This window comes from Arthrobacter sp. P2b (genome assembly GCF_900168295.1).
Classification (GTDB): domain Bacteria; phylum Actinomycetota; class Actinomycetes; order Actinomycetales; family Micrococcaceae; genus Arthrobacter.
The window spans coordinates 196,755-219,572 of record NZ_FVZL01000004.1; the positions used below are offsets into that span (position 1 = coordinate 196,755).

Annotated in this window: 20 protein-coding genes and 1 pseudogene; 9 read left to right on the forward strand and 12 right to left on the reverse strand. The window is 66.8% G+C overall.

Features of this window, described 5'->3' with window-relative positions:
* Positions 1-35: 35 nt before the first annotated feature.
* From B5520_RS09895 to B5520_RS09905, 3 genes are all read right to left on the reverse strand, one after another.
* Positions 36-1,562, reverse strand: a complete 1,527-nt coding sequence (locus B5520_RS09895) for a carboxyl transferase domain-containing protein (RefSeq protein WP_079596894.1) — start codon at positions 1,560-1,562, stop codon at positions 36-38.
* A 1-nt stretch (position 1,563) separates the two neighbouring features.
* Complete coding sequence (locus tag B5520_RS09900; protein WP_079596895.1) at positions 1,564-2,790, reverse strand: CaiB/BaiF CoA transferase family protein; 1,227 nt, start codon at positions 2,788-2,790, stop codon at positions 1,564-1,566.
* 66 nt (positions 2,791-2,856) lie between these two features.
* Complete coding sequence (locus B5520_RS09905; protein ID WP_079596896.1) at positions 2,857-4,221, reverse strand: SLC13 family permease; 1,365 nt, start codon at positions 4,219-4,221, stop codon at positions 2,857-2,859.
* Between the two features lie 134 nt (positions 4,222-4,355).
* Between B5520_RS09905 and B5520_RS09910 the strand changes: the two genes are divergently transcribed.
* A complete protein-coding gene (locus tag B5520_RS09910) occupies positions 4,356-5,054 on the forward strand; it encodes a FadR/GntR family transcriptional regulator (protein ID WP_079596897.1) in 699 nt (232 codons plus the stop codon).
* Positions 5,055-5,264: 210 nt separating this feature from the next.
* The gene (locus B5520_RS09915) at positions 5,265-6,716 is read left to right on the forward strand and encodes a purine-cytosine permease family protein (RefSeq protein ID WP_079596898.1); all 1,452 of its coding nucleotides are present in this window, start codon (positions 5,265-5,267) and stop codon (positions 6,714-6,716) included.
* A 73-nt stretch (positions 6,717-6,789) separates the two neighbouring features.
* Here the strand turns inward: B5520_RS09915 and B5520_RS23045 are convergent, their stop codons facing one another.
* Together B5520_RS23045 and B5520_RS09925 are read right to left on the reverse strand one after the other, a co-directional pair.
* The gene (locus B5520_RS23045; RefSeq protein WP_079596899.1) at positions 6,790-7,338 is read right to left on the reverse strand and encodes a DUF4190 domain-containing protein; all 549 of its coding nucleotides are present in this window, start codon (positions 7,336-7,338) and stop codon (positions 6,790-6,792) included.
* Between the two features lie 57 nt (positions 7,339-7,395).
* Positions 7,396-7,992: a LysE/ArgO family amino acid transporter gene (locus B5520_RS09925; RefSeq protein WP_079596900.1), complete on the reverse strand. Its 597-nt coding sequence runs from the start codon at positions 7,990-7,992 to the stop codon at positions 7,396-7,398.
* Positions 7,993-8,061: 69 nt separating this feature from the next.
* Here B5520_RS09925 and B5520_RS09930 point away from each other — a divergent pair, with 69 nt between their 5' ends.
* Positions 8,062-9,021 carry a LysR family transcriptional regulator ArgP gene (locus tag B5520_RS09930; RefSeq protein ID WP_079596901.1) on the forward strand — a complete coding sequence of 320 codons (960 nt, stop codon included), beginning with the start codon at positions 8,062-8,064 and terminating at the stop codon, positions 9,019-9,021.
* Here the strand turns inward: B5520_RS09930 and B5520_RS09935 are convergent.
* Entirely contained in the window at positions 8,981-9,904 is a 924-nt protein-coding gene (locus B5520_RS09935) for an NERD domain-containing protein (RefSeq protein ID WP_079596902.1), read from the reverse strand. The two genes, B5520_RS09930 and B5520_RS09935, sit on opposite strands and share 41 nt — an antisense overlap.
* A gap of 251 nt (positions 9,905-10,155) precedes the next feature.
* On the opposite strand from B5520_RS09935, the gene pgm reads away from it, so the two are divergent.
* Positions 10,156-11,808 (forward strand): phosphoglucomutase (alpha-D-glucose-1,6-bisphosphate-dependent), encoded by a 1,653-nt coding sequence (gene pgm / locus B5520_RS09940; RefSeq protein WP_079596903.1) that lies wholly within the window; start codon positions 10,156-10,158, stop codon positions 11,806-11,808.
* On the opposite strand, the gene B5520_RS09945 is transcribed toward pgm, so the two are convergent.
* Positions 11,798-12,322 carry a 2'-5' RNA ligase family protein gene (locus tag B5520_RS09945; RefSeq protein ID WP_079596904.1) on the reverse strand — a complete coding sequence of 175 codons (525 nt, stop codon included), beginning with the start codon at positions 12,320-12,322 and terminating at the stop codon, positions 11,798-11,800. The two genes, pgm and B5520_RS09945, sit on opposite strands and share 11 nt — an antisense overlap.
* Before the next feature lie 133 nt (positions 12,323-12,455).
* Positions 12,456-13,062: pseudogene (locus tag B5520_RS09950) on the reverse strand (malonic semialdehyde reductase).
* Positions 13,063-13,249: 187 nt separating this feature from the next.
* Here B5520_RS09950 and B5520_RS09955 point away from each other — a divergent pair.
* Positions 13,250-14,602, forward strand: a complete 1,353-nt coding sequence (locus B5520_RS09955) for a uracil-xanthine permease family protein (RefSeq protein ID WP_079596905.1) — start codon at positions 13,250-13,252, stop codon at positions 14,600-14,602.
* Between the two features lie 34 nt (positions 14,603-14,636).
* Here B5520_RS09955 and B5520_RS09960 read toward each other — a convergent pair whose 3' ends face one another.
* From B5520_RS09960 to B5520_RS09975, 4 genes are all read right to left on the reverse strand, one after another.
* Positions 14,637-15,560: an SGNH/GDSL hydrolase family protein gene (locus tag B5520_RS09960; RefSeq protein ID WP_079596906.1), complete on the reverse strand. Its 924-nt coding sequence runs from the start codon at positions 15,558-15,560 to the stop codon at positions 14,637-14,639.
* Positions 15,557-16,480, reverse strand: coding sequence for a GAF domain-containing protein (locus B5520_RS09965; protein ID WP_079596907.1), 924 nt, complete (start codon positions 16,478-16,480; stop codon positions 15,557-15,559). Before B5520_RS09965 ends, B5520_RS09960 begins: the two co-directional genes overlap by 4 nt.
* A gap of 102 nt (positions 16,481-16,582) precedes the next feature.
* Positions 16,583-16,858: a hypothetical protein gene (locus B5520_RS09970; protein ID WP_254865536.1), complete on the reverse strand. Its 276-nt coding sequence runs from the start codon at positions 16,856-16,858 to the stop codon at positions 16,583-16,585.
* 152 nt (positions 16,859-17,010) lie between these two features.
* Positions 17,011-17,691, reverse strand: coding sequence for a GntR family transcriptional regulator (locus B5520_RS09975; protein ID WP_079596908.1), 681 nt, complete (start codon positions 17,689-17,691; stop codon positions 17,011-17,013).
* A 123-nt stretch (positions 17,692-17,814) separates the two neighbouring features.
* On the opposite strand from B5520_RS09975, the gene purU reads away from it, so the two are divergent.
* From purU to B5520_RS09995, 4 genes are read left to right on the forward strand one after another with little or no spacing between them, the layout of a single operon-like run.
* A complete protein-coding gene (gene purU / locus B5520_RS09980) occupies positions 17,815-18,720 on the forward strand; it encodes a formyltetrahydrofolate deformylase (RefSeq protein ID WP_079596909.1) in 906 nt (301 codons plus the stop codon).
* Between the two features lie 53 nt (positions 18,721-18,773).
* On the forward strand, positions 18,774-21,266 hold the full coding sequence (locus tag B5520_RS09985) for a GcvT family protein (protein WP_079596910.1): 2,493 nt from the start codon (positions 18,774-18,776) through the stop codon (positions 21,264-21,266).
* A gap of 3 nt (positions 21,267-21,269) precedes the next feature.
* Positions 21,270-21,896 carry a cyclodeaminase/cyclohydrolase family protein gene (locus tag B5520_RS09990; RefSeq protein WP_079596911.1) on the forward strand — a complete coding sequence of 209 codons (627 nt, stop codon included), beginning with the start codon at positions 21,270-21,272 and terminating at the stop codon, positions 21,894-21,896.
* Positions 21,893-22,789: a bifunctional 5,10-methylenetetrahydrofolate dehydrogenase/5,10-methenyltetrahydrofolate cyclohydrolase gene (locus B5520_RS09995; RefSeq protein WP_079596912.1), complete on the forward strand. Its 897-nt coding sequence runs from the start codon at positions 21,893-21,895 to the stop codon at positions 22,787-22,789. The genes B5520_RS09990 and B5520_RS09995 overlap by 4 nt, the downstream gene beginning before the upstream one ends.
* Positions 22,790-22,818 lie beyond the last annotated feature (29 nt).

Here is a 22,818-nt window from a genome sequence, read left to right on the forward strand (position 1 = left end):
CCGAAGCATCACAAGAGCGGAAAGCCACCGCAGGCTCAGAAGCTCCCGAGGTTGCGGTACTTCCCAGCCCGCGATGCCACCAGCTCGGGCACTGCGATTCCCGCAACCGACCCCAGCTCGTATTCAATCGCGCGCGCCATCCGCTCACAGAATTCTCGCGGCTCCAGGGAGGCGTCGTCGCGTTCATCCACGATGTGGTCCACCAGGCCGTGGGCGTACAGCGACGCAACGTTCACGCCCTGTGCCTGGGCCATGGCAGGGGCAAAGGCCGTGGTCCGGTGGACAATCGCGCTGGCGCCCTCGGGAGGCAGCGGGGACAGCCAGCTGTGCTGGGCGGCGATGGTCCTGTCGGCGGGCAGCAGCGCCAGCGCCCCTCCCCCGGCCCCCTGGCCGAGCAGCACCGAGACCGACGGCGATTCCAGGCCGATCAGCTCGTGCAGCGAGCGTGCGATTTCGCCTGCAAGCCCGCCTTCTTCTGCTTCCTGTGAGAGGGCCGCGCCTGCCGTGTCGATGACCGTGAGCAGCGGCAGCCGAAGTTCCTCCGCGAGTTTCATGCCGCGCCGCGCCTCCCGCAGGGAGCCTGGCCCCATCCCGGCAGCGTCCTTCCGCAGCGGGCGGGCGTGCCCCAGGACGATGCAGGACTGGCTGCCGAAGCGGGCCAGGGCCAGCAGTAGCCCGGGGTCCTTCTCCCCTTGCCCGGTTCCGTTCAGCGGCAGGGCGTCGGTGGCACCGTATTTGAGGAGCTGGCGCAGGTCGGGCCGCCGGGGCCGGCGGGAGATTTCGATCGACGTCCAGGCGTCCACGGGGGCGGGCCGGACGGCCAGGGTGGCAGGTGCGGCAGGCTGGTCAGCCGGCTGGGAGGACTGGTCCTGGCGGGGCGTCAGGATATCCAGCGCCCTGCCCACCAGGTCGGCCAGGTGGCCGGGTTCCACCACGCCGTCGATCAGCCCCTTGTTGAACAGGTTCTCGGCCACCTGCACGTTGTCCGGGAACGTTTCCCCGTGCAGTGCCTCATAGACCCTAGGGCCCAGAAAGCCCAGCAGTGCGCCGGGCTCGGCCACGTTGATGTGCCCCAAAGATCCCCAGGAGGCCATCACCCCGCCGGTGGTGGGGTGGCGGAGGTAGACCAGGTAGGGAAGGCCTGCCTGCCGGTGCGCCCGGACCGCGCCGGTGATCTTGACCATGGACAGGAACGCGAGGGTCCCCTCCTGCATGCGCGTGCCGCCGGACGCGGGCCCGGCCAGCAACGGCAGCCCTTCGGCGGTGGCACGCTCCACGGCAGCCACGATCCGTTCCGCTGCCGCGTGGCCGATGGATCCCGCGAGGAAGGAGAATTCACTGACGATGACCGCCACACGACGGCCGCGGATGAGGCCGGCGCCGGTGATGACGGATTCGTCGGTGCCGCTGCGTTCCCTCGCCTTGGCCAGGTCCCGGGCGTAGTCGTCGGACAGCGCCGGCTCCTGCGCCGGTGTGTCCCAGGAGATGAAGGAGCCCTCGTCCACCACAATGTCCAGCAGTTCCGCGGCGCTGAGGTGCCGCACCTTTTCGGTCGTGGGCATGCTATTTCACCCCGGCGGTGGCGGCAGTTGCATCGGCAGGGACAAGGCCCAGCCACTGCCGGATGGATTCGCCGTCGGCGTCCAGCAGCGGCGGGGCCGCATGCTCGGTGACGGTGGTTTCCGCGGTGTCGCCGGGGGCGAAGAACCGCAGCGGGGGGCCGGGCAGGCTGACTTTGCCGAGCAGCGGGTGGTCGACGTCCACCACCAGGCCCTGGGACGCCACCTGCTCCCAGGCGTACACCTCGTCCAGCGAGCGGACCTTGCCGGCCGGGATCCCGGCGTCGTTAAGCTTTTGCAGCAGTTCCGCGGCGCCGTAGCCGGCAAAGACGCGTTCGACGGCGGCAATCACCCCGGCGCGGTTCCGCACCCTTTCGGCGTTGCTGGCAAAGCCGGGGGCGGCGGGGTCCAGGCCGAAGGCGGCCGCGAAGGAGGCCCACAGCTTTTCGCTGCCGACGCTGATCTGGACGCTGCCGTCCTTGCAGGCGAACAGGCCATAGGGGGCGATGGACGGGTGGTGGTTGCCCTGCGCCTGCGGCACTTCCCCGGCCACGGTGGTGCGGGTGCCCTGGAAGGCGTGGACCCCGATCAGGGATGCCAACAACGAGGTGCGCACCACCTGGCCGTGGCCGGTCCGGTCGCGTTCAACCAGCGCCGCCAGTACCCCGAACGCCCCGTTCATCCCGGCCAGCAGGTCGGCAATGGGGACGCCCACGCGCTGCGGATCGTCCGGACCGGACCCGGTGAGGGACATCAGGCCCGCCTCCCCCTGGAGGATCTGGTCGTACCCGCTGCGCTGCGACTCGGGACCGTCGTGGCCGAACCCCGTGATGGACAGGATCACCAGCCGCGGGTTGAGTTCGTGCATGGCCGCGGTCGAGAAGCCCAGCCGGTCCATGACGCCGGGGCGGAAGTTCTCGATCACCACATCAGCCCGCTTCAGGAGCCCGCGCAGCACGGCCTGGCCGTCCCCGCTCTTGAGGTCCAGGCTGATGGATTCCTTGTTCCGGTTGCAGGACATGAAATAGGTGGACTGCAGGTCGTCCTCGGGTCCTACGAAGGGCGGACCCCAGCCGCGGGTGTCGTCACCGGTTCCGGGGTTCTCCACCTTGATGACGCGGGCGCCCAAATCAGCCAGCATCATGCCGGCATGCGGTCCGGCCAGCGCCCGGCTCAGGTCAACGACCGTGTGCCCGGCCAGGGGGCCTTGGGGGTTGTCAGCTCTGCTCATGTGCTGGTTCCTTTTCTGAAGATGCGATGGGGCCGTGAAGCCGGCCGGTGAGGGGGCTTGGGGCGGCTACAACCAACCGGGGACCACGAGCGCCAGCCAGGCCAGGGCGGGGCCGGCCACGATCACGATGCCGCTGTAGCCGAGGATCTGCTTGTAGAACCGGTCCTTGTCCACGCCCTCGGGCGCGTTGGCCAGGACCAGGGCGCCGTTGGTGGAGAAGGGCGAGACGTCCACGATGGTGGCGGCAACTGCCAGGGCGCAGATCACGCCGACGGCACCAATTTCACCGGTGGACAGGAACGGCACCGCGAGCGGGATAAGTGCGGCCAGGATTGCGGTGGAGGAGGCGAAGGCGGAGACCACGGCACCGATGTAGCAGATGAGGAGGGCCGCGAGGAGGGGCATGCCCATGCCGGCCACGCCGTTGGAGACGAACTCGATGGTTCCGGCTTCCTCCAGCACCCCGACGAATGTCAGCATGCCGCAGATCAGCAGCACCGTGGACCAGCTGATCTTGTTGATTGCACCCTTCTGGGCGGCGGGAGAGACCAGGGCCAGCACGATGGCGATGGTGATGGAGACAAACCCGACGTCAACCTTGAACCCGAGGGCGACGACGGCCAGGGCGATCAGGCCGCCGATGGTCACCAGCTGCGGGATCCGCTGGGACCGTTCCTTGGTGGCGGCCACGCCGTCGCCTGCCGGGTCGCGGGGGCCGTACATGCCGGAGCCGAAGCCCTTGAAGGCAACGTCGCCGGCCTTGGCTCCGACGCTGACGGCCATCCGCGCTTCGGCGGCCTGTTCCACGAAGTGGCTCATCTTGGAGGACAGGAGTGCCCGCCCGCCCAGGACCACAAAGAGCACCAGGGCGATGATGATGTTGAAGACCAGGCTGGACAGGAACAGCGCGGTGGGGCTGAAGGCCAGGTCGGTTTTGGCCAGGATGCCGTTTACGGTGACGCCGTACACGGCGATGGGCGAGAAGCCGCCGGCCTGGGCGCCGTGGATGACCATCATGCCCATCAGCAATGGGCTGATCTTGTACTTCCCGGCGAAGCTGAGGGCGATGGGGGCAATGATTGCGACGGCGGCGGGAGACAGCGCGCCAACGGCGGTGATGACTGCGGTGATGGCGAACATCACCCAGGGAATCAGGGCCACCCGGCTTCCCACGAGCTTGACGGCACCGCGCACCAGGAGGTCGATGGTTCCGTTGTTCTGGGCAATGGCGAACAGGTACGTGACGCCCACGATGGTCAGGAAGAGGCCGCCGGGGAAGTTGGCCAGGATGTCGTTGGTGGACATGCCCAGCACCACGGTGCCGAGCAGGAAGGCGCCAACGAAGGCGAGTGCGCCCATGTTCAGGGGCAGGACGGTGGCAAGCAGGAACATCGCCGCCAGGATGATGATCGACAAGACAGGAGCGGACATCGTTGGTCCTCCATTGGGGAAGAAAAATGTGACGTGAGTAACTGGCTCACTGGACTAGCCTCCTAGACAGTGAGTCTATCTGTCAATAGCTGCCCCCTGTACTCTTGAAGGAACGACGACGGAGCGAGGGCTTTGTGGAGAAGACATCACGGCTTGGACTGGAGCGGGTGACGCGTCCGCGGCTGTACGAACAGCTGGTGGAGCAGATCCTTGCCTATATCGAGTCAGCCCAGCTGGGGCCGGGCGACCTCCTGCCTGCCGAGCGGGACCTCGCCGAGCGGCTTGGGGTGTCCCGCGCCACCCTGGCCCAGGCCCTGGTGGCCCTTGAGGTCCTGGGCGTTATCGATGTGCAGCACGGCACGGGCGCGGTCCTTGCGCGCCGTCCGAGCGTTGCATCCGTCATCAAAGGATTGCGTGAGCACCGGAGCCGGCTGCCGGAGATCGTGGAGGCGCGCAGCACCCTGGAGGTCAAACTGGCTGCGCTCGCAGCGGCCCGCCGCACCGACGACGACTTGAAGGCGATCGACGAGGCCCTGGACGTCATGGCCAGGGAGATCAGCGACGGCGACCGCGGCACCCATGGCGACGAACTCTTCCATCAGGCCATCACGGCTGCGGCCCATTCCTCGGTGCTGGCCCAGCTCATGGCGTTTATCGCGGAGATGATCCTCGAAACACGCATGGAATCGCTGGGCCAGCCGGGCCGGCCCGAGCAGTCCCTTGCCTCGCACCGCAAGATCGCCGATGCCATCCGGGCGCAGGATGCGGAAGGGGCAGCAGAGGCCATGCTGGCCCACATCGACCTCGTTTCGGATGTGGAGCTGCTCCGCTAGACGGCGTCCCTCGAGGCGAGAGCACAACTCCCCGCCAAAAGGTCATGTCCCCCTGGAACGCACGGGGGAATAGCCCATCCGGAGGGGAATTTTGCGCCGACACGCCGGGCTGTCTGGAGCACCGGACAGCCGGGGGCAATGTCCTGTTCTTATCGGGCCGCAAACCCAGTGTGATGGAACCCACGTTTTATCACCCAAGGAGTTTTGGCCATGGCCGCAGGAAGTACAGCCGTAGAGGCACGTTCAATCGAAATGATTCCGCCCGGCGAGCGCCACGGCAGCCCGCGTGGGCAGTTCACGCTCTGGTTTGGCGCCAATGCGCAGATCACTGCCATCGTGGACGGCGCGCTGGCAGTAGTGTTTGGCGCGGACGCGTTCTGGGCAATAGTCGGCCTGCTGGTGGGCAACGTGGTGGGCGGTGCGGTGATGGCCCTGCACTCGGCGCAGGGCCCCAGGCTGGGCCTTCCGCAGATGATTTCCAGCCGTGCGCAGTTCGGCGTCTACGGGGCGGTGATCCCGCTGGTGCTGGTCATCCTGATGTACATCGGATTCGCGTCGACGGGCACCGTCCTTTCAGGCCAGGCGATCAACCTGATGCTCGGGGTGGAGGCGCCCGCCGTCGGAATCCTGATCTTCGGCGCCGCCACCGCCCTGCTGGCCATCCTCGGCTACAAGTACATCCATGCCCTGGGCCGGATCGCCACCGTAGTGGGGCTGGCCGGGTTCCTGTACCTGACGGTGGCGGTCTTCACGAAGTTCGACGTGACGCAGGTGATGATGGTCAAGGGCTTCGAGTGGCCCACGTTCCTGACCGCGATCGCCCTCGGCGCCGGCTGGCAGCTGACCTTCGGCCCCTACGTCGCCGACTACTCCCGCTACCTGCCGGCCAGCACGTCGGAGCGGAAGACCTTTTGGTACACTTTCGCCGGATCGGTGGGCGGCGCGCAGTGGGCCATGACCCTGGGCGCGATCGCCGGCGGCCTCTCCGCAGCCAAGCTGGGCGGTGACTTCCTGAAAAACCAGGTGGGCTACATGGGCGACCTTGCCGGCGGCGGGCTGATCGCCGTCTTCATCTACCTGATGATCGTCACCGGCAAACTCACGGTCAACTGCCTCAACGCGTACGGGGCCTTCATGTGCGGCGTCACCATCAGCACCGCCGTCAACCGCCGCGACTCGGTGTCCAAAACACTGCGGATTGTGTTCATTGTTGCGGTGATCAGCGCCAGCGTCCTCATCGCGCTCTTCGCCAGCAAGGATTTCCTGAACCTCTTCAAGAACTTCGTCCTGCTGCTGCTGATGGTGTTCACGCCCTGGTCGGTGATCAACCTCGTGGACTACTACAAGATCTCCCGCGACCGCCTGGACATCCCGGCGCTGTACAACCCGGACGGACGGTACGGCCGCTGGAACGCGGCTGCGCTGGTCTCGTATGGAGTCGGCGTCGTAATCCAGATCCCGTTCCTGGCGCAGGCGCTGTACACCGGTCCCGTCACCAAGTTGCTGGGCGGCGCGGACATCTCCTGGCTGGTGGGGATCGTGGTCACCCTCGCCATCTACTACCCCTGGGCCAAGGCCACCAACCGGGCGCCCGCGGAGTCCATCTACCCGCCCGCTCCGGCGGAGGACAGGGTTCCGCTGGCAGCCGCGGGCAAAGCCTAAAAGCCGGATGCCCTATCACCTCTGGTCCCTAAAACCGTGTCTTAGGGACCAGACGTGATAGCGCATCCGGGGGTTAGAAGGTGCCCGTCGACGTGGTGCCGGCGTATGCCAGACCGATAATGAGCAGCAGCCAAAAGGCGCCGTAGCCAAGCAGGCACAGATAGCCCAGGACCAGGCCGGTGATGGACATGCCCTTGCCGGACGGCTCCCGCTTGAGCGCCATGTGGCCCGTGACGATCGCCGCGATCTGCGGCAGGAGCAGCCAGCCCATGATCACGGAGGCGATGCCGCACACCATGCTGGCGATGCTCAATGTTTTTGGCTCGGCCGGCATCCCGTAATAGGCGGGCTGTCCGTACGGAGCCGGTTGCGGATAAGCGCCGGCCGGCCGTCCGTACGGATTCCCGCCGTGCTGGTCGCCACCGTAGTGATTTTCAGGGTATTGATTGCCGGGGTACTGGCTGCCCGGGTACTGGCTCGCACCCTGGTTCTGATGATCCGAGCCGTAAGGCGGCACGAAGCGGGGCGGTTCATAGCCCGACGGCGGCACGTTGGGTTGCGGGTCTGCGCCCGGGTAGTCAGGCCCCGGATATTCAGGGCGCCGGGCAGGCTGGTCAGTCAAGGTTTCCCCCTAGGATTTTGATTCCCAGCCTACCGCCGAACCGTCCTCCGGAACCCGTCAGTGCACTACAAGCCTGATGGCGAGCACCAGCATCAACACCCCGATGGCCAGGTCCACCCAGCGCCAGGTCCGCGGGCTGCCGAGGACCCCCGCCAGCCTCCGCGCCCCATACCCCAGGGCGGAGAACCAGAGCACACTGCCGGTGACGGCGCCGCCTGCGAAGATCCACCGCGTACCGGAGCCCTGCTGGTTGGCCAGGCTGCCCAGCAGCACCACCGTATCCAGGTAGACGTGGGGGTTCAGGAAGGTCAAGGCGACCGCAGTGGCAACCACCGAGTGCTTCGATCGCGGAGGCTGCTCGGTCAGCGACGAGGGCTTCAACGCCGCCATGAAGGACCGGACCGCAAACCACAGCAGGTAGGCAGCCCCGCCCCAGCGCAGCACCTCCAGGGCCTCCGGAAAACGGGTGACCAGGGCACCGATGCCGGCAGTGCCGCCAAGAATCAGCAATGCATCGCCCGCCATGCACACGGCCACGACCGCACCCACATGTTCCCGCCGGATTCCCTGGCGGAGCACAAAGGCGTTCTGCGCCCCGATCGCCACGATCAGCGCGAGGCCGGTCAGAAGTCCCGTTATCCCTATAGTCCACATGCTTCGACGCTAAAGGGACCGTATGATGAAGACAAAAAACAGATTCTTCTGTTCCATTAGAATTTCTTCATGAACTTCGAGCGCCTGAAGGCACTGACCGCAGTGGTTGACGAGGGGACTTTCGAGGCTGCAGCGGACGCGCTGCGGATCACCCCGTCCGCCGTGAGCCAGCGGATCAAGGCCCTGGAAGCCTCGGCGGGCCAGGTCCTGGTGCACCGCCGGGTGCCGTGCACGGCCACTGACGCCGGCATGCTTTTGCTCCGCATGGCCCGCCAGGTGCAGGTGCTCGAGGCGGAGGCATCGAACGCCCTGGGCAGCGGCGGGTCGTCCCGGACCCACCTGCCATTGGCCGTCAATGCGGATTCGCTGGCCACCTGGTTCGTTCCGGTTTTGGCAGAGGCCGCCGAATGGGATGACACCACCATCGACCTCCATGTCGAGGACCAGGGATACAGCAGCCAGCTCCTGCGGGAAGGGGAAGTGATGGGCGCAGTAACCTCGGATCCCGTTCCGGTGAGCGGCTGCCGGGTAGAGCTGCTGGGGCATATGCGCTACATCCCGGTGGCCGCCGCCGGACTGCATGGCCGGTTCACCACTCCGGAGGGCCCGGACTGGGCGGCGATGCCCGTGCTGAAGTTCAACGCCAAGGACACCCTCCAGCGCCAGCTGCTCGATGCCAAAGGTATCCAGCAGCCTCCGCCCACGCACACCGTTCCGTCCTCGGAAGGATTCCTCGCCGCCGCCCGGGCCGGACTGGGGTGGGGAATGATCCCGGAGCTGCAGCTCACCGGAGAGATCGCCGATGGGTCCCTGGTCCGCCTGGAGGACAGCCACGAGGACGTAGCCCTCTACTGGCAGTCCTGGACCCTGGACTCCGAAGGACTCAACCGCCTCACGGCCACCGTCCGGCAGGCCAGCAGCAAACTGCTGGTTCCGGCCCGCTCCCGGCTTGGCACGGAACAGCCGCGGTCACGTGCCGGCCGCGGGGCTAGTACCCCCAGTACGGCAGGATATAAACGGCGAAAATGACGAACGCGGCGAGCAGCGCGAGGCGTCCCGCACCGGCTCCCGCATGCTGGTGGGCCTTAACGTTCCGGCCCTGCCGCACCCCGGCTGCCTTAAGGTGGCGGCCCGCCGGATGCCGGGCAGAGCTCCCGCTCCTGTTCGTGGTGTGCTTGCCCGCCGCGGGGCCACCTTGGGAAACGGAGTCCTGAGCCGATGCCTGTTCAGTATCAGCGCCCTTGCCCGCCGGCCCACGTGGCGGCAGGGCCCCTGTTGGGTGGACCACGGTTCCTGGCCGGACGTTCCGGAAGGCCGTGATCCCCGGCTCCTGCTCATGCGTGAGCTCCTGGCCCAGATGCTCGTACAGTCCCACCACGGCCTGCTGGTCCAGAACGGGCGGCAACGACTCGATGGCCCCCACCAAACGCTGGGATCCCGCGACCGCGACGTCGGAGCTGGTGATGCCGAAGAGGTCCGGCTGCGCGGCCATGCAGATGAGGGGGCGGACCAGCCTGCGATGCGGCGGGTCAACCACCGAGGCCACCGCGGCGCACTGGGCCAGCGCGCCTTCCACCGCCTGGGTGCGGGCGTAGCGCCCCTGCCACAGCACCCCGGAGGCAACGCGCACTTCGCCGGTCCAGTTTTTTGCGTCCACCACCACAACCCCGCCAGGCCCAACCAGGACGTGGTCAAGATTTGCTTTGGGGCGCCCGGGCCAGTGCACGTCGTGCAGCACATACCAGCCGCGCGGAACCAGCTCGCTCAGCTTGTCCGCCACCACCTGTCCGCCCGCGGCCCCTGCATCCCACGCCTTTGTGGCATGCTCGGCCTGGTCGAGCCGGCGCTTGAGCCTGGCAACCCTCTCAGCGGCCAGCCTGGACTGCTCGGCTGCTCCGTCTCCTGCCCCCATGGCCGTCCCTGCTTCCCTGCCGGAGGGACGAGGGCGGCAGGCCGCCGTCGTCCATTGCTTACGGATGTTTTTCCCGGTTTTTTCGAACGTAACAGTGCCGGCAGGCCCCGGTATATAAGTACTTTGCGGGGCCTGTACTCAGGTTGGCTACTTGGTTAACGTCCCACCGGTTCATGACGCGGCGCCGTCACAGGTGCCCGGATTCCGGCGGGTTCGTTTTGACTGCCGCGAGGTTCTGGCATGCTGGTGCCATGGCTAGCCGCGCGGGTACAGTTGCCCAACCCCAGGACCTTGTTGACATCACTGCGCTCCTTGACGCGTATTACGACCTCACCCCGGACCTGGGTGATCCAGGCCAGCGGGTGGTGTTCGGTACCTCGGGCCACCGCGGCTCCAGCCTCAAGGCATCCTTCAACGAGAAACACATCGTCGCCATCACCCAGGCCATCGTTGAATACCGGGCGGCGCAGGGCGTTACCGGGCCGCTGTTCCTGGCCAAGGACACGCACGCGCTGAGCGAGCCGGCACAGAACTCCGCACTGGAGGTGCTTGCCGCCAACGGCGTCCAGGTCCTCATCGATGCCCGCCACGGCTACACCCCCACCCCGGCCCTGAGCCACGCGATCCTCACCTATAACCGCAACGCCGGACCCGGAGCTCCGCAGGCGGACGGCATCGTGGTCACTCCCAGCCACAACCCGCCGGCTGACGGCGGCTTCAAGTACAACCCCCCGCACGGCGGACCCGCCGATTCCGACGCCACCGGCTGGATCGCCAACCGCGCCAACGAATTGCTCGAAAACGACCTGCGCGGCGTGAAGCGCGTCCAACTGGCCGATGCGCTGGCCGCGGACACCACCGGCAAGTTCGATTTCCTCAGCAGCTACGTGGACGACCTTCCCTCCGTCCTGAACCTGGACGCCATCCGCGACGCCGGCGTACGGATCGGGGCCGACCCCATGGGCGGCGCAGCGGTGGACTACTGGGGCGAGATCGGCGAACGCCACCACCTGAACCTCACCGTGGTGAACCCCACGGTGGACCCGCAGTGGGCGTTCATGACCCTGGACTGGGACGAAAAGATCCGGATGGACTGCTCATCGCCCGCGGCCATGGCGTCCCTGATCAAGCGGATGTCCGACGGCGGTTCTGCCTTCGATGTGGCCACCGGCAACGATGCGGATGCGGACCGCCACGGCATCGTCACCCCCGACGGCGGGCTGATGAACCCGAACCACTACCTCGCCGTCGCCATTGACTACCTCTACCGGAACCGCAGCGGCTGGAACCCCGCCTCGGTGGTGGGCAAGACCCTGGTGTCCTCCTCGATCATCGACCGCGTGGCCGAAAGCCTGGGGCGCAAGCTCGTGGAGGTGCCGGTCGGCTTCAAGTGGTTCGTGCCCGGGCTGCTCTCCGGCGAGGGTGCCTTTGGCGGCGAGGAATCTGCCGGCGCCTCCTTCAACAAGAAGGACGGCAGCGTGTGGACCACGGACAAGGACGGCATCCTGCTGGCCCTGCTCGCCTCGGAGATCACGGCTGTGACGGGCAAGTCCCCTTCACAGCTGTACAAGGGCCTGACCGACCAGTTCGGCGCCCCCGTTTACGCACGCATTGATGCAGCAGCCACCCGTGAGCAGAAGGCGGCACTCGGCAAGCTGTCGCCGTCGGACGTTACCGCCACTCAACTGGCCGGCGAGGCCATCACCGCCAAGCTCACCGAGGCACCCGGCAACGGCGCGTCCATCGGCGGGCTCAAGGTGGTCACCGAGAACGCCTGGTTCGCGGCGCGCCCGTCCGGCACCGAGGACGTGTACAAGATCTACGCAGAGTCCTTCAAGGGCGAGGAGCACCTCAAGCAGGTCCAGGCCGAGGCCAAGGCGCTGGTGGACGGCGTCATCGCCTAGAGCCGGCGTCCGGTTCCCGGCTCCACAGCCGGAGCACGCGCCGGATGGTGTGGTCACCATCCGGCGCCATGTCCACCAAGGCGATCCGGTCAAGCACGACGGCGTCTCCGGGGTGAAGGCGCTTTACTCCCGCTCCTGCAGCGCCGTGGTGGGAGACGTGCGGGCGGTAGCCGGAGAGCGTGTGGCGCGGGGTCAGGATGGTGGCGCCCAGGTCCGTGACCGCATGGACGAGCTGCTCGTGCAGTGCCTGGAGGGCGGGGTGCGGGTCCACCAGGCTGACGGGCACGGTTCCGTTCCTGCCGAAGGCCGCGTCCTCCCCCACTGTCAGGCCGGCACCGAGGGCCTCGGATGCGTGCGGGCCGGCCTGTTCTGCCAGGCGGACGATGGCGTCGGCACTGTCCGGAGAGCCGACGTCGAACCTCACCAAAGTAATGTGCAGCGGCCACGCGGACCGCAGGAACACCTGGCCTTCAGCCACCGGCTCGACGAACGCCACGAAGATGAGGTTCCGCATCGGCATAGGCACAGTTTCCCACTCCTTAACCACCGATGCTCTATCACTTATGGTCCTTTCCGGGCGGCCGGAAGGACCATAAGTGATAGAGCATTCGGGGTTTCGACAGGCTCAACCACCGCCTGGGGGGGGGTTAGACGGTGCGGACGACGTCCTCGTAAGCGAACTTGGGCTTGGCTTCGCCCCAGGCGTCCTCGGCAGGCTGGCCGATGTTGACCACCAGGAAGCTCTTCTGGTCGCCGGCCGGGAAGAAGGCCTCGTCGATGGCACCGAAGTCCGCGCCGGTCATGGGGCCGGCCGCGAAGCCGAGCGAGCGGACCGCCAGGATGAAGTAGCCGGCCTGCAGGTGGGCGTTGTTGTTGCCCGTGGCCGCGGCGAGCTCAGGGTTGGCGTCGTACATGGCCTTGGGGGCGTTGTAGCCGGGGAGGAAGTTGTCCCACTGGCCGGCCCAGTCGGTGTCGTAGCTGAGGATGGCCACCAGCGGGGCGGACGCGGTCTTGGCGCGGTTGCCGGGCATCAGGGCGTCCACGAGCTTGGCGCGGGCCTCATCGGAGCGGACGTAGGTGACGCGCAGCGGCTGGGAGTTGAAGGCGGTGGGGCCGAACTTGGTGAGTTCGTAGATGGCCTGGGCCTGCTCTTCGGGTCACTTCCCCCTGGAAGGAGTTGGCGGTGCGGGCCTGGGCGAAAATGGCGTCGACGGCGGCCGGATCGATAACCGCTTCTTCATGTGCAATGGTCATTGGCATACCTTTCGCTGCGCCGCCCCGCCTGCCGGAGTGGCCTCTCTGCTGTCCATAGTTGCAACTTCAAGTTCTCCCGCCCTCTTCCCGTGACGGTACGTGACCTTCGGCACAGCCTTGCCGGGCGGTATTCTGGTGGCAGTTCATCTTCGCCATCGGCGGCAACCCCCTGTGAAAGGCCCAGCCCATGAGCATGCTCGGAATCAAGTGGAAGCTGCACGGCACCGGCAAATCCATCAAGCCCGGCCACGTGGTGGCGCCTGACGAGCGGCTGGCCTGGCCGCTGACCATCGGCGTGGGCATGCAGCACGTGGTGGCCATGTTCGGCGCAACATTCCTGGTCCCCATCATCACCGGAATGCCGCCGGCCACCACCCTGTTCTTCTCCGGCATCGGCACGCTGCTGTTCCTGGTGATCACCAAGGGCCGCGTGCCCAGCTACCTCGGCTCCAGCTTCGCGTTCATCGCCCCCATCATGGCGTCCCAGCAGCAGTTCGGCGTGCCCGGCGCCCTGGGCGGAGTGGTGCTCGCCGGCGCGGCGCTGGCCCTCGTGGGCGCCATCGTGCAGAAGTTCGGCGCAGGCTGGATCAACCGCCTCATGCCGCCCATCGTCACCGGCGCCATCGTGGCGCTCATCGGCCTTAACCTTGCCCCCGCCGCCAAGCAGAACTTCGACGCCGCGCCCGTCACCGCCGTCGTCACCCTCGCCACCATCATCCTGGTCAGCGTCCTCTTCCGCGGGATCCTGGGCCGGCTCAGCATCCTGGTGGGCGTGGTGGTCGGATACCTCGTGGCCATGCTCCGCGGCGAGGTCAGCTACGACAAGATGGAGGCCGCCGCCTGGGTGGGCCTTCCGCAGTTCCAGACCCCCGAGTTCCACATCGGCGTCCTTGGCCTGTTCGTGCCGGTGGTCCTGGTGCTGGTGGCCGAGAACATTGGCCACGTGAAGTCAGTGGCCGCCATGACAGGGCAGAACCTCGACGGCGTCTCCGGACGTGCGCTGATGGCCGACGGCGCCGCAACCGTCCTCGCCGGCTTCGGCGGCGGCTCGGGAACAACCACCTACGCTGAAAACATCGGCGTTATGGCCGCCACCAAGGTCTACTCGACGGCGGCCTACTGGGTGGCGGGCATCTTCGCCATCCTGCTGAGCTTCTCCCCCAAGTTCGGCGAACTCATCGCCACCGTCCCGCCGGGCGTCCTGGGCGGCGCCGCCACCATGCTGTACGGCATGATCGGCATCCTGGGCGTGAAGATCTGGGTCCAGAACAAGGTGAACTTTTCGAACCCCGTGAACCTGACCACGGCAGCCGTGGCCCTGATTATCGGCATCGCTGACTACACCTGGACCATCGGCGAGCTGACCTTTACCGGCATCGCTTTGGGCTCGGCCGCGGCATTGGTGATCTACCACGGAATGAAGGCCATCGCGAAGGCCCGGGGCACCGTGGCCGAGCCGGAGTCCGAACAGGCAGGCCTGCCGCCGGCAGCCAAGGCCGCGGCCAACGACGCCACCAAGCGGGCGCCGAAGAAGCGCTAGGCGCTTACACCTGCAGGCTGCGGGGCGACCCCGCTCAGGCCACCTCGTCCGATTCCTCCCCTTCCACGTCGCGTTCGACGGCGGCGCCCTTCGCGGCGCTGCGCCCGGCCGGGTGCCCCGGGGGGAACGGTCCCGGGCGTCCCAGGCCGAAGATGGGTCCCGGCTGTGGGCGCTTCGCCACCAGGGAATCATCGTCGGGACGGGGGTGCAGGCGCCGCAGCACCCAGGGAAGGAAATACTGCCGCGCCCAGATCAGGTCCTCCGCCCGGGCCTGGGTCCAGCCCTGGACCGGCAGCGGCCGGGGCTGGAGGGGCTTGAGGGTGTGCGGAACACCCAGCGCGTTGAGTGTGGCCACCGCTACGGCATGGTGGCCCAGCGGCGAAAGGTGCAGCCGGTCCCGGTCCCACATCCTGCCGTCCTGCAGCTCCGGCAGGCACCACAGGTCCACCATGATGGCGTGGTGCCGCAGGCCAATCCTGTGAAGGTGCTCGTTGTAAATAGCCACCCTTCCGCGGATCTGGCTGAACACGGGAATATCACCCCAGTCCGGCCCCGCGAAAAGGAGGACTGTGGCGCCGGTTCCGGTCACCAGGCCCACCGCCTCATCCATCTTTTCCGCGAGCTTGTCCGGATCGCCGAGCCGGAAGATCACGTCGTTTCCACCCCCGGACATGCCAATCAGGTCCGGCTTCAGGGCCAGCGCAGGAGCCAGCTGGCGGTCCAGGATCTGCCCCAGCAGCATGCCCCGCACGGCAAGGTTGGCGTACGCAAAGTCCGGCTGCCCGTCGCTCAACTCCTCCGCCACCCGGTCCGCCCAGCCCCGGAGGCCGCCCTGGCTGCGCGGTTCAGGGTCTCCCACGCCCTCGGTATAGGAATCGCCGATCACCACGAAGCGGCGCCAGGGGTGCCGTTCCCCCGCCCCGGTGCCGGCCCGCAGGTCCTGCTCTTCGGTCGTCATGCCGTCCTCCTTCGTGGACGCGACGGCGGGCGCTGCTTCTTTGCGGCCCCCGCCCCAGGTGGCATCTGTGGCTGTTGATCCAGCTCGGCCGGCGCAGGCAGGCGCCAGTCCGCCGCGCCGTCGGGTATGTCCTGCTGCGGCTGTGGAGGCTCTGCGGCAGGCCGGTCTGCCAAGGGCAGGTCCATTGCCGGCCCGCCCATTCCCGCTGCCGCTCCAGGCACCACCACGTTCAAGGCGGCGTCCCGCAGGTCCAGTTCATGGTGCAGCGCCTGCGTCTGCAGGAACCGGAGGGCACCCTCCCGGCTGAGGCCGTACTCGTTCATCAGGCTGCGCACGGCCAGGTCCACCAGCACCAGCGAGCTCTGCACCACGGCGATTCCCGCCGTCGCTTCCGCCCGCTCGGCCACCCTGACCACCACGCGCAGGGCGCGGGCCACCTGCTGCACGTAGTTGCGGCTCCGCAGGAGGTCGTCGCTGGTGAACGTGTGGGGCTCGGAGCCGTAAAGGTTGATGGCCGCGCTCGCCCCGCCTTCGGAGACGATGGGCGCGGACAGGAGCGACTGGACGCCGTGGCCCGCGGCCGCACTGGAGTACCCCGGCCAGCGCCTGTCCCGGCTGAGGTCGGAGAGCAGGACGAATTCGCCCGTCCGCAGCGCCTCCATGACCGGGCCGTCCGCAAAGGAGCACTGCTCCCGGTCCGCCTCGCGCGCCTGGTCGGTACTGGCGGCAAGCGTGTGCGCCTTACCCAGGCGGAAGAGGGTGGCCGCCCAGCTGATGCCGCGGCTTTCACCCTTGATGTCCGTCATGAAGTCACGGGTGACTTCCCAGAGGTAGGTCTCGACGTCCTTGCTGTCGAATACCGGCTCCGGTGGCATTGGAAGAGGTCCCCAGCCAACCTGCCCCGAGGGTTCAGCGGCCATACTCCATGCCTTGCTTGAAGCGCTTCGGCCTACTGCAAAACCTTGTTCTAAGAATACGTCCCCCAGCCACGTTGGCGGGAGCCCGGCGGGACTTTGGCTGCCTCAGGCCCACACTTGGTAGCCGGTGGACTTGTCGAAGAGCCGGCGCGTACTGATGCCCGCACCGGCTATCCACAGGACCGAATCGTCTTCCGAGGCCTGGTCAACCACCCCGGTCATGACGTGCTCGCCCAGCAGCCACACTTCAACGGTGTGGCCGGTCAAGCGCGCCCAGTCACCGCGCATTCCACGTCCGTTCTGGCTGCCGGACGTGCCCTTCTTCGTCCTGGTGAGGCTGCCGCCTGCGGAAACCGTGTCTGCGGATGCGCCTGGTTTCATATGTTCCTCCACCGTCCGGGCGCCAGGCTTCGTCATCCTGGGCACCATACGAGCTGATATTTCATTGATATATCAAAAGTCAGCTCAAGTATGTTGCAGGTCACATTTCCTGTCAATGAGGCCCCGGCACCCATAGCGCACCGGGTCAAAACTTAGGCGCTGAAAAGCGCCTCCCGGACCGCGTGTTCGAATCCGCTCACGTGCACCCGCGCCAGGTCGGCAGCCCTGGCCTCGTCACCCTCGATGACGGCGCGGAGCAGGTCGAGGTGTTCGTGCACATGGAGGGAAAGATCCGGAAGACGGTCGATGACCATGCACCAGATCCTGGTGGCCAGGTTGTCATAGCGGATGAGGATGTCCTCAAGGTGGGGATTCGCTGCTGCCGCGTAGATGCCCTGGTGCACGCGGGCGTCCAGCCTCAGCGTTTCAGTCACCGAGGCGGCGCCGGCATCAAAGGCCTCAACATCTTTGAGGATGGCCCGCAGCTGTGCCCGGACGGCTTCAGTTGCCACCCGCGCAGCACGCGAGGCCGCAAGGGGCTCAAGCTGGGCGCGTATTTCCGAGATGAACGAAAGATCCGTGACGTCCACGCGAGTGGCGAATGTGCCGCGCCGCGGGTAGGTGACCACCAGGCGGTCCAGCTCCAGCCGCTTCAGGGCTTCCCGGATGGGCGTGCGGCCCACGCCAAGGGCTTTGGCAAGAGAGTCGTCATTGAGGAGTTCACCGGGCTTGATGTCCAGCATCAGGAGCCGGTCGCGGATGCTCTCATAGGCCACATCCGCAAGGGACTTCCTGCTGACATCGTCAGCTACCGCCAAAGTTTCAAACGCCACGCTAGGACCCCTTCCTCGGGCCAGAAATGACTATTGACCTCACTCATGGACCAGTATACGCTGATCTCCAACCTAATATATCAGTCCGATACACAGGGATATATCTTTGAAGGAGGAGGGGACATGACCCTCATGCAAACAGAGTCATCAGCTGCTGTACTTGCGCAACCGGTCCAGGAGCAGGCGCAGAAATTCGTACTCACACTGTCGTGCCGCGAGCGCGCCGGGATCGTCCAGGCCGTGACTACCTTCCTGTTCGAGCGGGGCTTCAACATCGACGAACACCAGCAGTTCGACGACAGCCTGCGTGAGACCCTGCACCTGCGCACCGCGTTCTCAGGTTCCCCCGATTACACCCCGGACATGCTCGAAGAAGAGTTCCGTTCCATCGCCGACCGTTTCGACATGAAATTCAGCTTCCATGACCAGACCCAGCAGCGCGTCCTGGTGATGGTGTCCAAGTTCGGCCACTGCCTGAACGACCTCATCTTCCGCTGGCGCGGCGGCACCCTGGGCGGTGACCTGGTCCTGGTGGTTTCCAACCACGAGACCCACCGCGCCATGGCGGAAGCAGCCGGCCTGCCGTTCATTCACATCCCCGTGACGGCAGACACCAAGGCCGACGCCGAGCGCCGGCTCCTGGACCTGGTGGAGGAGTACAACGTGGACCTGGTGGTCCTGGCCCGGTACATGCAGGTGCTTTCCAACGACCTGTGCCGGTCACTGGAAGGCCGTGCCATCAACATCCACCACTCCTTCCTCCCTGGCTTCAAGGGCGCCCGCCCCTACCACCAGGCCTATGACCGCGGCGTCAAGCTGGTGGGCGCCACCGCCCACTACGTCACCGCAGACCTGGATGAGGGACCCATCATCGAGCAGGAAGTGATCCGCGTGGACCACAGCTATGGTCCGTCGGCATTGTCCACGGTGGGGCAGGATGCGGAAGCACTCGCGCTGTCCCGGGCTGTGCGATGGCACTGCCAACACCGCGTGCTGCTGGATGAGTCCAGCACGGTCGTGTTCCGGTAACGGGCCGCGCCCCATCAACAGACTTAGACACGAACAGCAGCAGGAGCAACCACATGGAATCGTCGCCACGCATTGTCATCATCGGAGCCGGCATCGTCGGCACCAACCTCGCCGATGAGCTCGTCACCAGGGGCTGGAACAACATCACGGTCCTGGACCAGGGCCCGCTCAACATGCCGGGCGGGTCAACCTCCCACGCCCCCGGCCTGGTCTTCCAGACCAACCCGTCCAAGTCCATGGCACTGTTCGCCAAGTACACGGTGGAAAAGCTGCTGTCCCTGACCGAGGACGGCGTCAGCTGCTTCAACCAGGTGGGCGGCCTGGAAGTCGCCACCACGGAGACGCGCCTTGCCGACCTTAAGCGCAAGCTCGGGTATGCACAATCGTGGGGCATCGACGGCAGGATCCTCTCCCGTGAGGAGTGCAAGGAGCTCTACCCGCTGATCAATGAGGAAGACATCCTGGGTGGCCTCCACGTCCCCACCGATGGCCTGGCACTTGCAGCCCGTGCCGTGCAGTTGCTGATCAAGCGCACCGAAGCCGCCGGCGTGAAGTACATCGGCAACACCGAGGTGACCGGTATCGAGCAGGCAAACCGCCGCGTGACCGGCGTCGAGACCTCCGACGGCGTGATCCCTGCGGACATCGTGGTTTCCTGCGCCGGCTTCTGGGGCGCCAAGGTGGGCGAGTTGATCGGGATGTCCGTTCCGCTCCTCCCGCTGGCACACCAGTACGTCAAGACCACCCCCGTACCCGCCCAGAAGGGCAAGAACGAACTGCCGAACGGCGCCCAGCTGCCCATCCTGCGCCACCAGGACCAGGACCTCTACTACCGCGAACACGGTGACCGGTACGGCATCGGCTCCTACGCCCACCGCCCCATGCCCGTGGACCTCGACGAGCTTGGAAGCCTCAAGCCGAATGAGATCAGCGAGCACAACATGCCCTCACGCCTGGACTTCACGCTGGAGGACTTCCTGCCCGCGTGGGAAGCAAGCAAGCAGATCCTGCCGGCACTGCGGGAAAGCGAAATCGAGGATGGCTTCAACGGCATCTTCTCCTTCACCCCCGACGGCGGTTCGTTGGTGGGCGAATCCAAGGAACTGGACGGCTTCTTCGTTGCCGAGGCCGTGTGGGTTACGCACTCCGCAGGCATCGCCCGCGCCGTGGCCGAACTCCTCGTGGAGGGCAAGTCCCGCATCGACCTGGGCGACTGCGACATCCACCGGTTCGAAGACGTGCAGCTCACCCCCGAATACGTCAGCGAGACCTCGCAGCAGAACTTCGTGGAAATCTACGACGTCCTCCACCCGCTGCAGCCCAAGCTCTCCCCCCGCAACCTGCGGGTCAGCCCCTTCCATGCCCGGCACAAGCAGCTGGGCGGGTTCTTCCTGGAGGGCGCCGGATGGGAGCGTCCCTACTGGTTCGAAGCCAACGCAGACCTCCTCAAGGAGATGCCCGCCGACTGGCAGCCGCCCGCCAGGGATGCCTGGTCCGGAATGTTCAGCTCCCCCATCGCCGCAGCCGAAGCGTGGAAGACCCGTACCGCCGTCGCCATGTACGACATGACCCCCCTCAAGCGCCTTGAGGTTTCCGGCCCCGGAGCCCAGAAGCTGCTGCAGGAACTGACCACCGCGGACATGTCCAAGAAGCCCGGCGCCGTCACCTACACCCTTCTGCTGGACCACGCAGGCGGCATCCGCAGTGACATCACCGTGGCCCGCCTGAGTGAAGACACCTTCCAGCTCGGCGCCAACGGCAACATCGACACCGCCTACTTCGAGCGGGCAGCCCGGCACCAGACCGAAAACGGCACGGCCAGCGACTGGGTCCAGGTCCGCGACACCACCGGCGGCACCTGCTGCATCGGCCTCTGGGGCCCGCTCGCACGCGAGGTGGTGGGTGCGGTCAGCAGCGACGACTTCTCCAACGACGGGCTGAAATACTTCCGGTCCAAGAATGTGGTCATCGGCGGTGTGCCGGTCACGGCCATGCGCCTGTCCTACGTTGGCGAACTGGGCTGGGAGCTCTACACCAGCGCGGACAACGGCCAGCGCCTCTGGGACGCGCTGTGGAAAGCAGGCCAGCCCTTCGGCATAATTGCAGCCGGCCGGGCAGCCTTCAGCTCCCTCCGCCTGGAAAAGGGCTACCGTTCCTGGGGCACCGACATGACCACCGAACACGACCCCCTCGAAGCAGGCCTGGGATTCGCCGTCAAGATGGCCAAGGACAACTTCGTCGGAAAGGCAGCCCTGGAAGGCCGCACGGAGGAGAACTCCGCCCGGCGCCTGCGGTGCCTCACGGTCGACGACGGCCGGTCCATCGTGCTGGGCAAGGAACCTGTGTTCTACAAGGACCAGGCCGTCGGCTACGTGACGAGCGCCGCGTACGGCTACACCGTGCGCAAACCGATCGCCTACGCCTACCTCCCAAGCGCTGTGTCAGTGGGCGACTCGGTGGAAATTGAGTACTTCGGACGGCGCATTGTTGCCACCGTCACCCAGGATCCGCTGTACGACCCCACCATGACCCGGCTCCGCGGCTAAGCCATGATCAGCGAAGAGACGATCGGCAGCTACCTCACCCGGCTGGCCTCACGGCAGCCCACCCCGGGCGGCGGCGCGGCAGCCGCGCTGCACGCCGCCCAGGGTGCAGCCCTGGTGGCTATGGTGGCCCGCTACACCACAGGCGGCAAGTACGAGCAGCACGCCGCCCTGGTGCAGCGGATCACCCAGGCCGCGGACGATCTGGTCAATGAGGCAGTGGGCCTGGCCGACGCCGATGAGCAGGCCTTCCAGGCTGTGATCGACGCCTACAAGCTCCCCGCGACGACGGACGAACTCAAGGCCGCGCGCGCCGCCACCATTGACGCCGCGCTCGTCCAGGCGGCACAGACACCGGCGCACCTCGTCACTGTTGCCGGTGCCGTCGTGGAGCTTGCAACGGAACTGTTTGACGTCGCGAACGCGAACGTCATCAGCGACGTCGCGGCCGCCGCCGACGCCGCCCGCGCAGCCGCAACCACCGCACGGGTGAATATCGACATCAACGTGGTGGCCATCAAGGACCCCGGGGCACGCGCCGGGCTGGCCCAGCGGACGGACGGCCTGGAGGACAAAGTGGTCATGGCAGCCGACGCCCTTGCGGCACGCGTACGTGAAAGGATCCTTCGTTGAGCACTGAAACCGCAACGTTGTCGGGAACGTCCCTCGCCGGGATCATCCGTGAAAGGACGCAGGACGAGGCCCGGACCCTGGAACAGCACGGCGTGCGTCCCGTCCTCGCGGTGGTGATGGCCACCGATGACGAATCGACGCGCTGGTACGTGCGCTCCATTGAGCGCGCAGCAGAACGCGCCGGCATTGGTTGCCGGGTCCTCGACCTGGGCCATGACGCCACCGAGCAGGTGCTGGCCAGTGTCCTGCGGGACCTGGCCGCCGAGCCATCCGTGAACGGCATCATCCTGCAAACGCCGCTTCCCGCGGGGGTGCGCGCGGACGCCCTGGTGGGGCTCATCGCGCCGGAGAAGGACATTGACGGAGCCAATCCGCTGAGCCTCGGCAGGCTGGCCGTGGGCCAGCCCGCGTTCGCACCGGCCACCGCCCGGGCGGTCGTGGAAATCCTTGACCACTACGCCGTCCCGGTGGCGGGCCGGAACGCCGTGGTTGTTGGCCGGTCCGCGGTGGTGGGAAAGCCGCTGTCCCTGTTGCTGCTGGAACGCGACGCGGCGGTCACGGTCTGCCATTCCAGGTCGGGTCCGCTCGGGACCTACACCAGGGAGGCGGACATCGTGGTGGTGGCCGCCGGACGGACAGGCCTGCTGACGGGCGGTGACGTTTCCGCGAAGACGGTAGTGGTCGACGTCGGCACGAACGTCCTTGCCGACGGTTCGCTGGTGGGCGATGTGGACGGGAACAGCGTCCGCGGCGTCGCGGCTGCGCTGACCCCCGTCCCCGGCGGTGTCGGATCGGTGACCACGGCCCTGCTGCTCCTGCACACGGTGGAAGCAGCCCGGAACCAGTCAGGGTCGCTGATTGCCGAATCCGGCGTCCTCCAGGCGGCCGGCTGAACACATGGACCTGATGGTCCCGTTTCCGT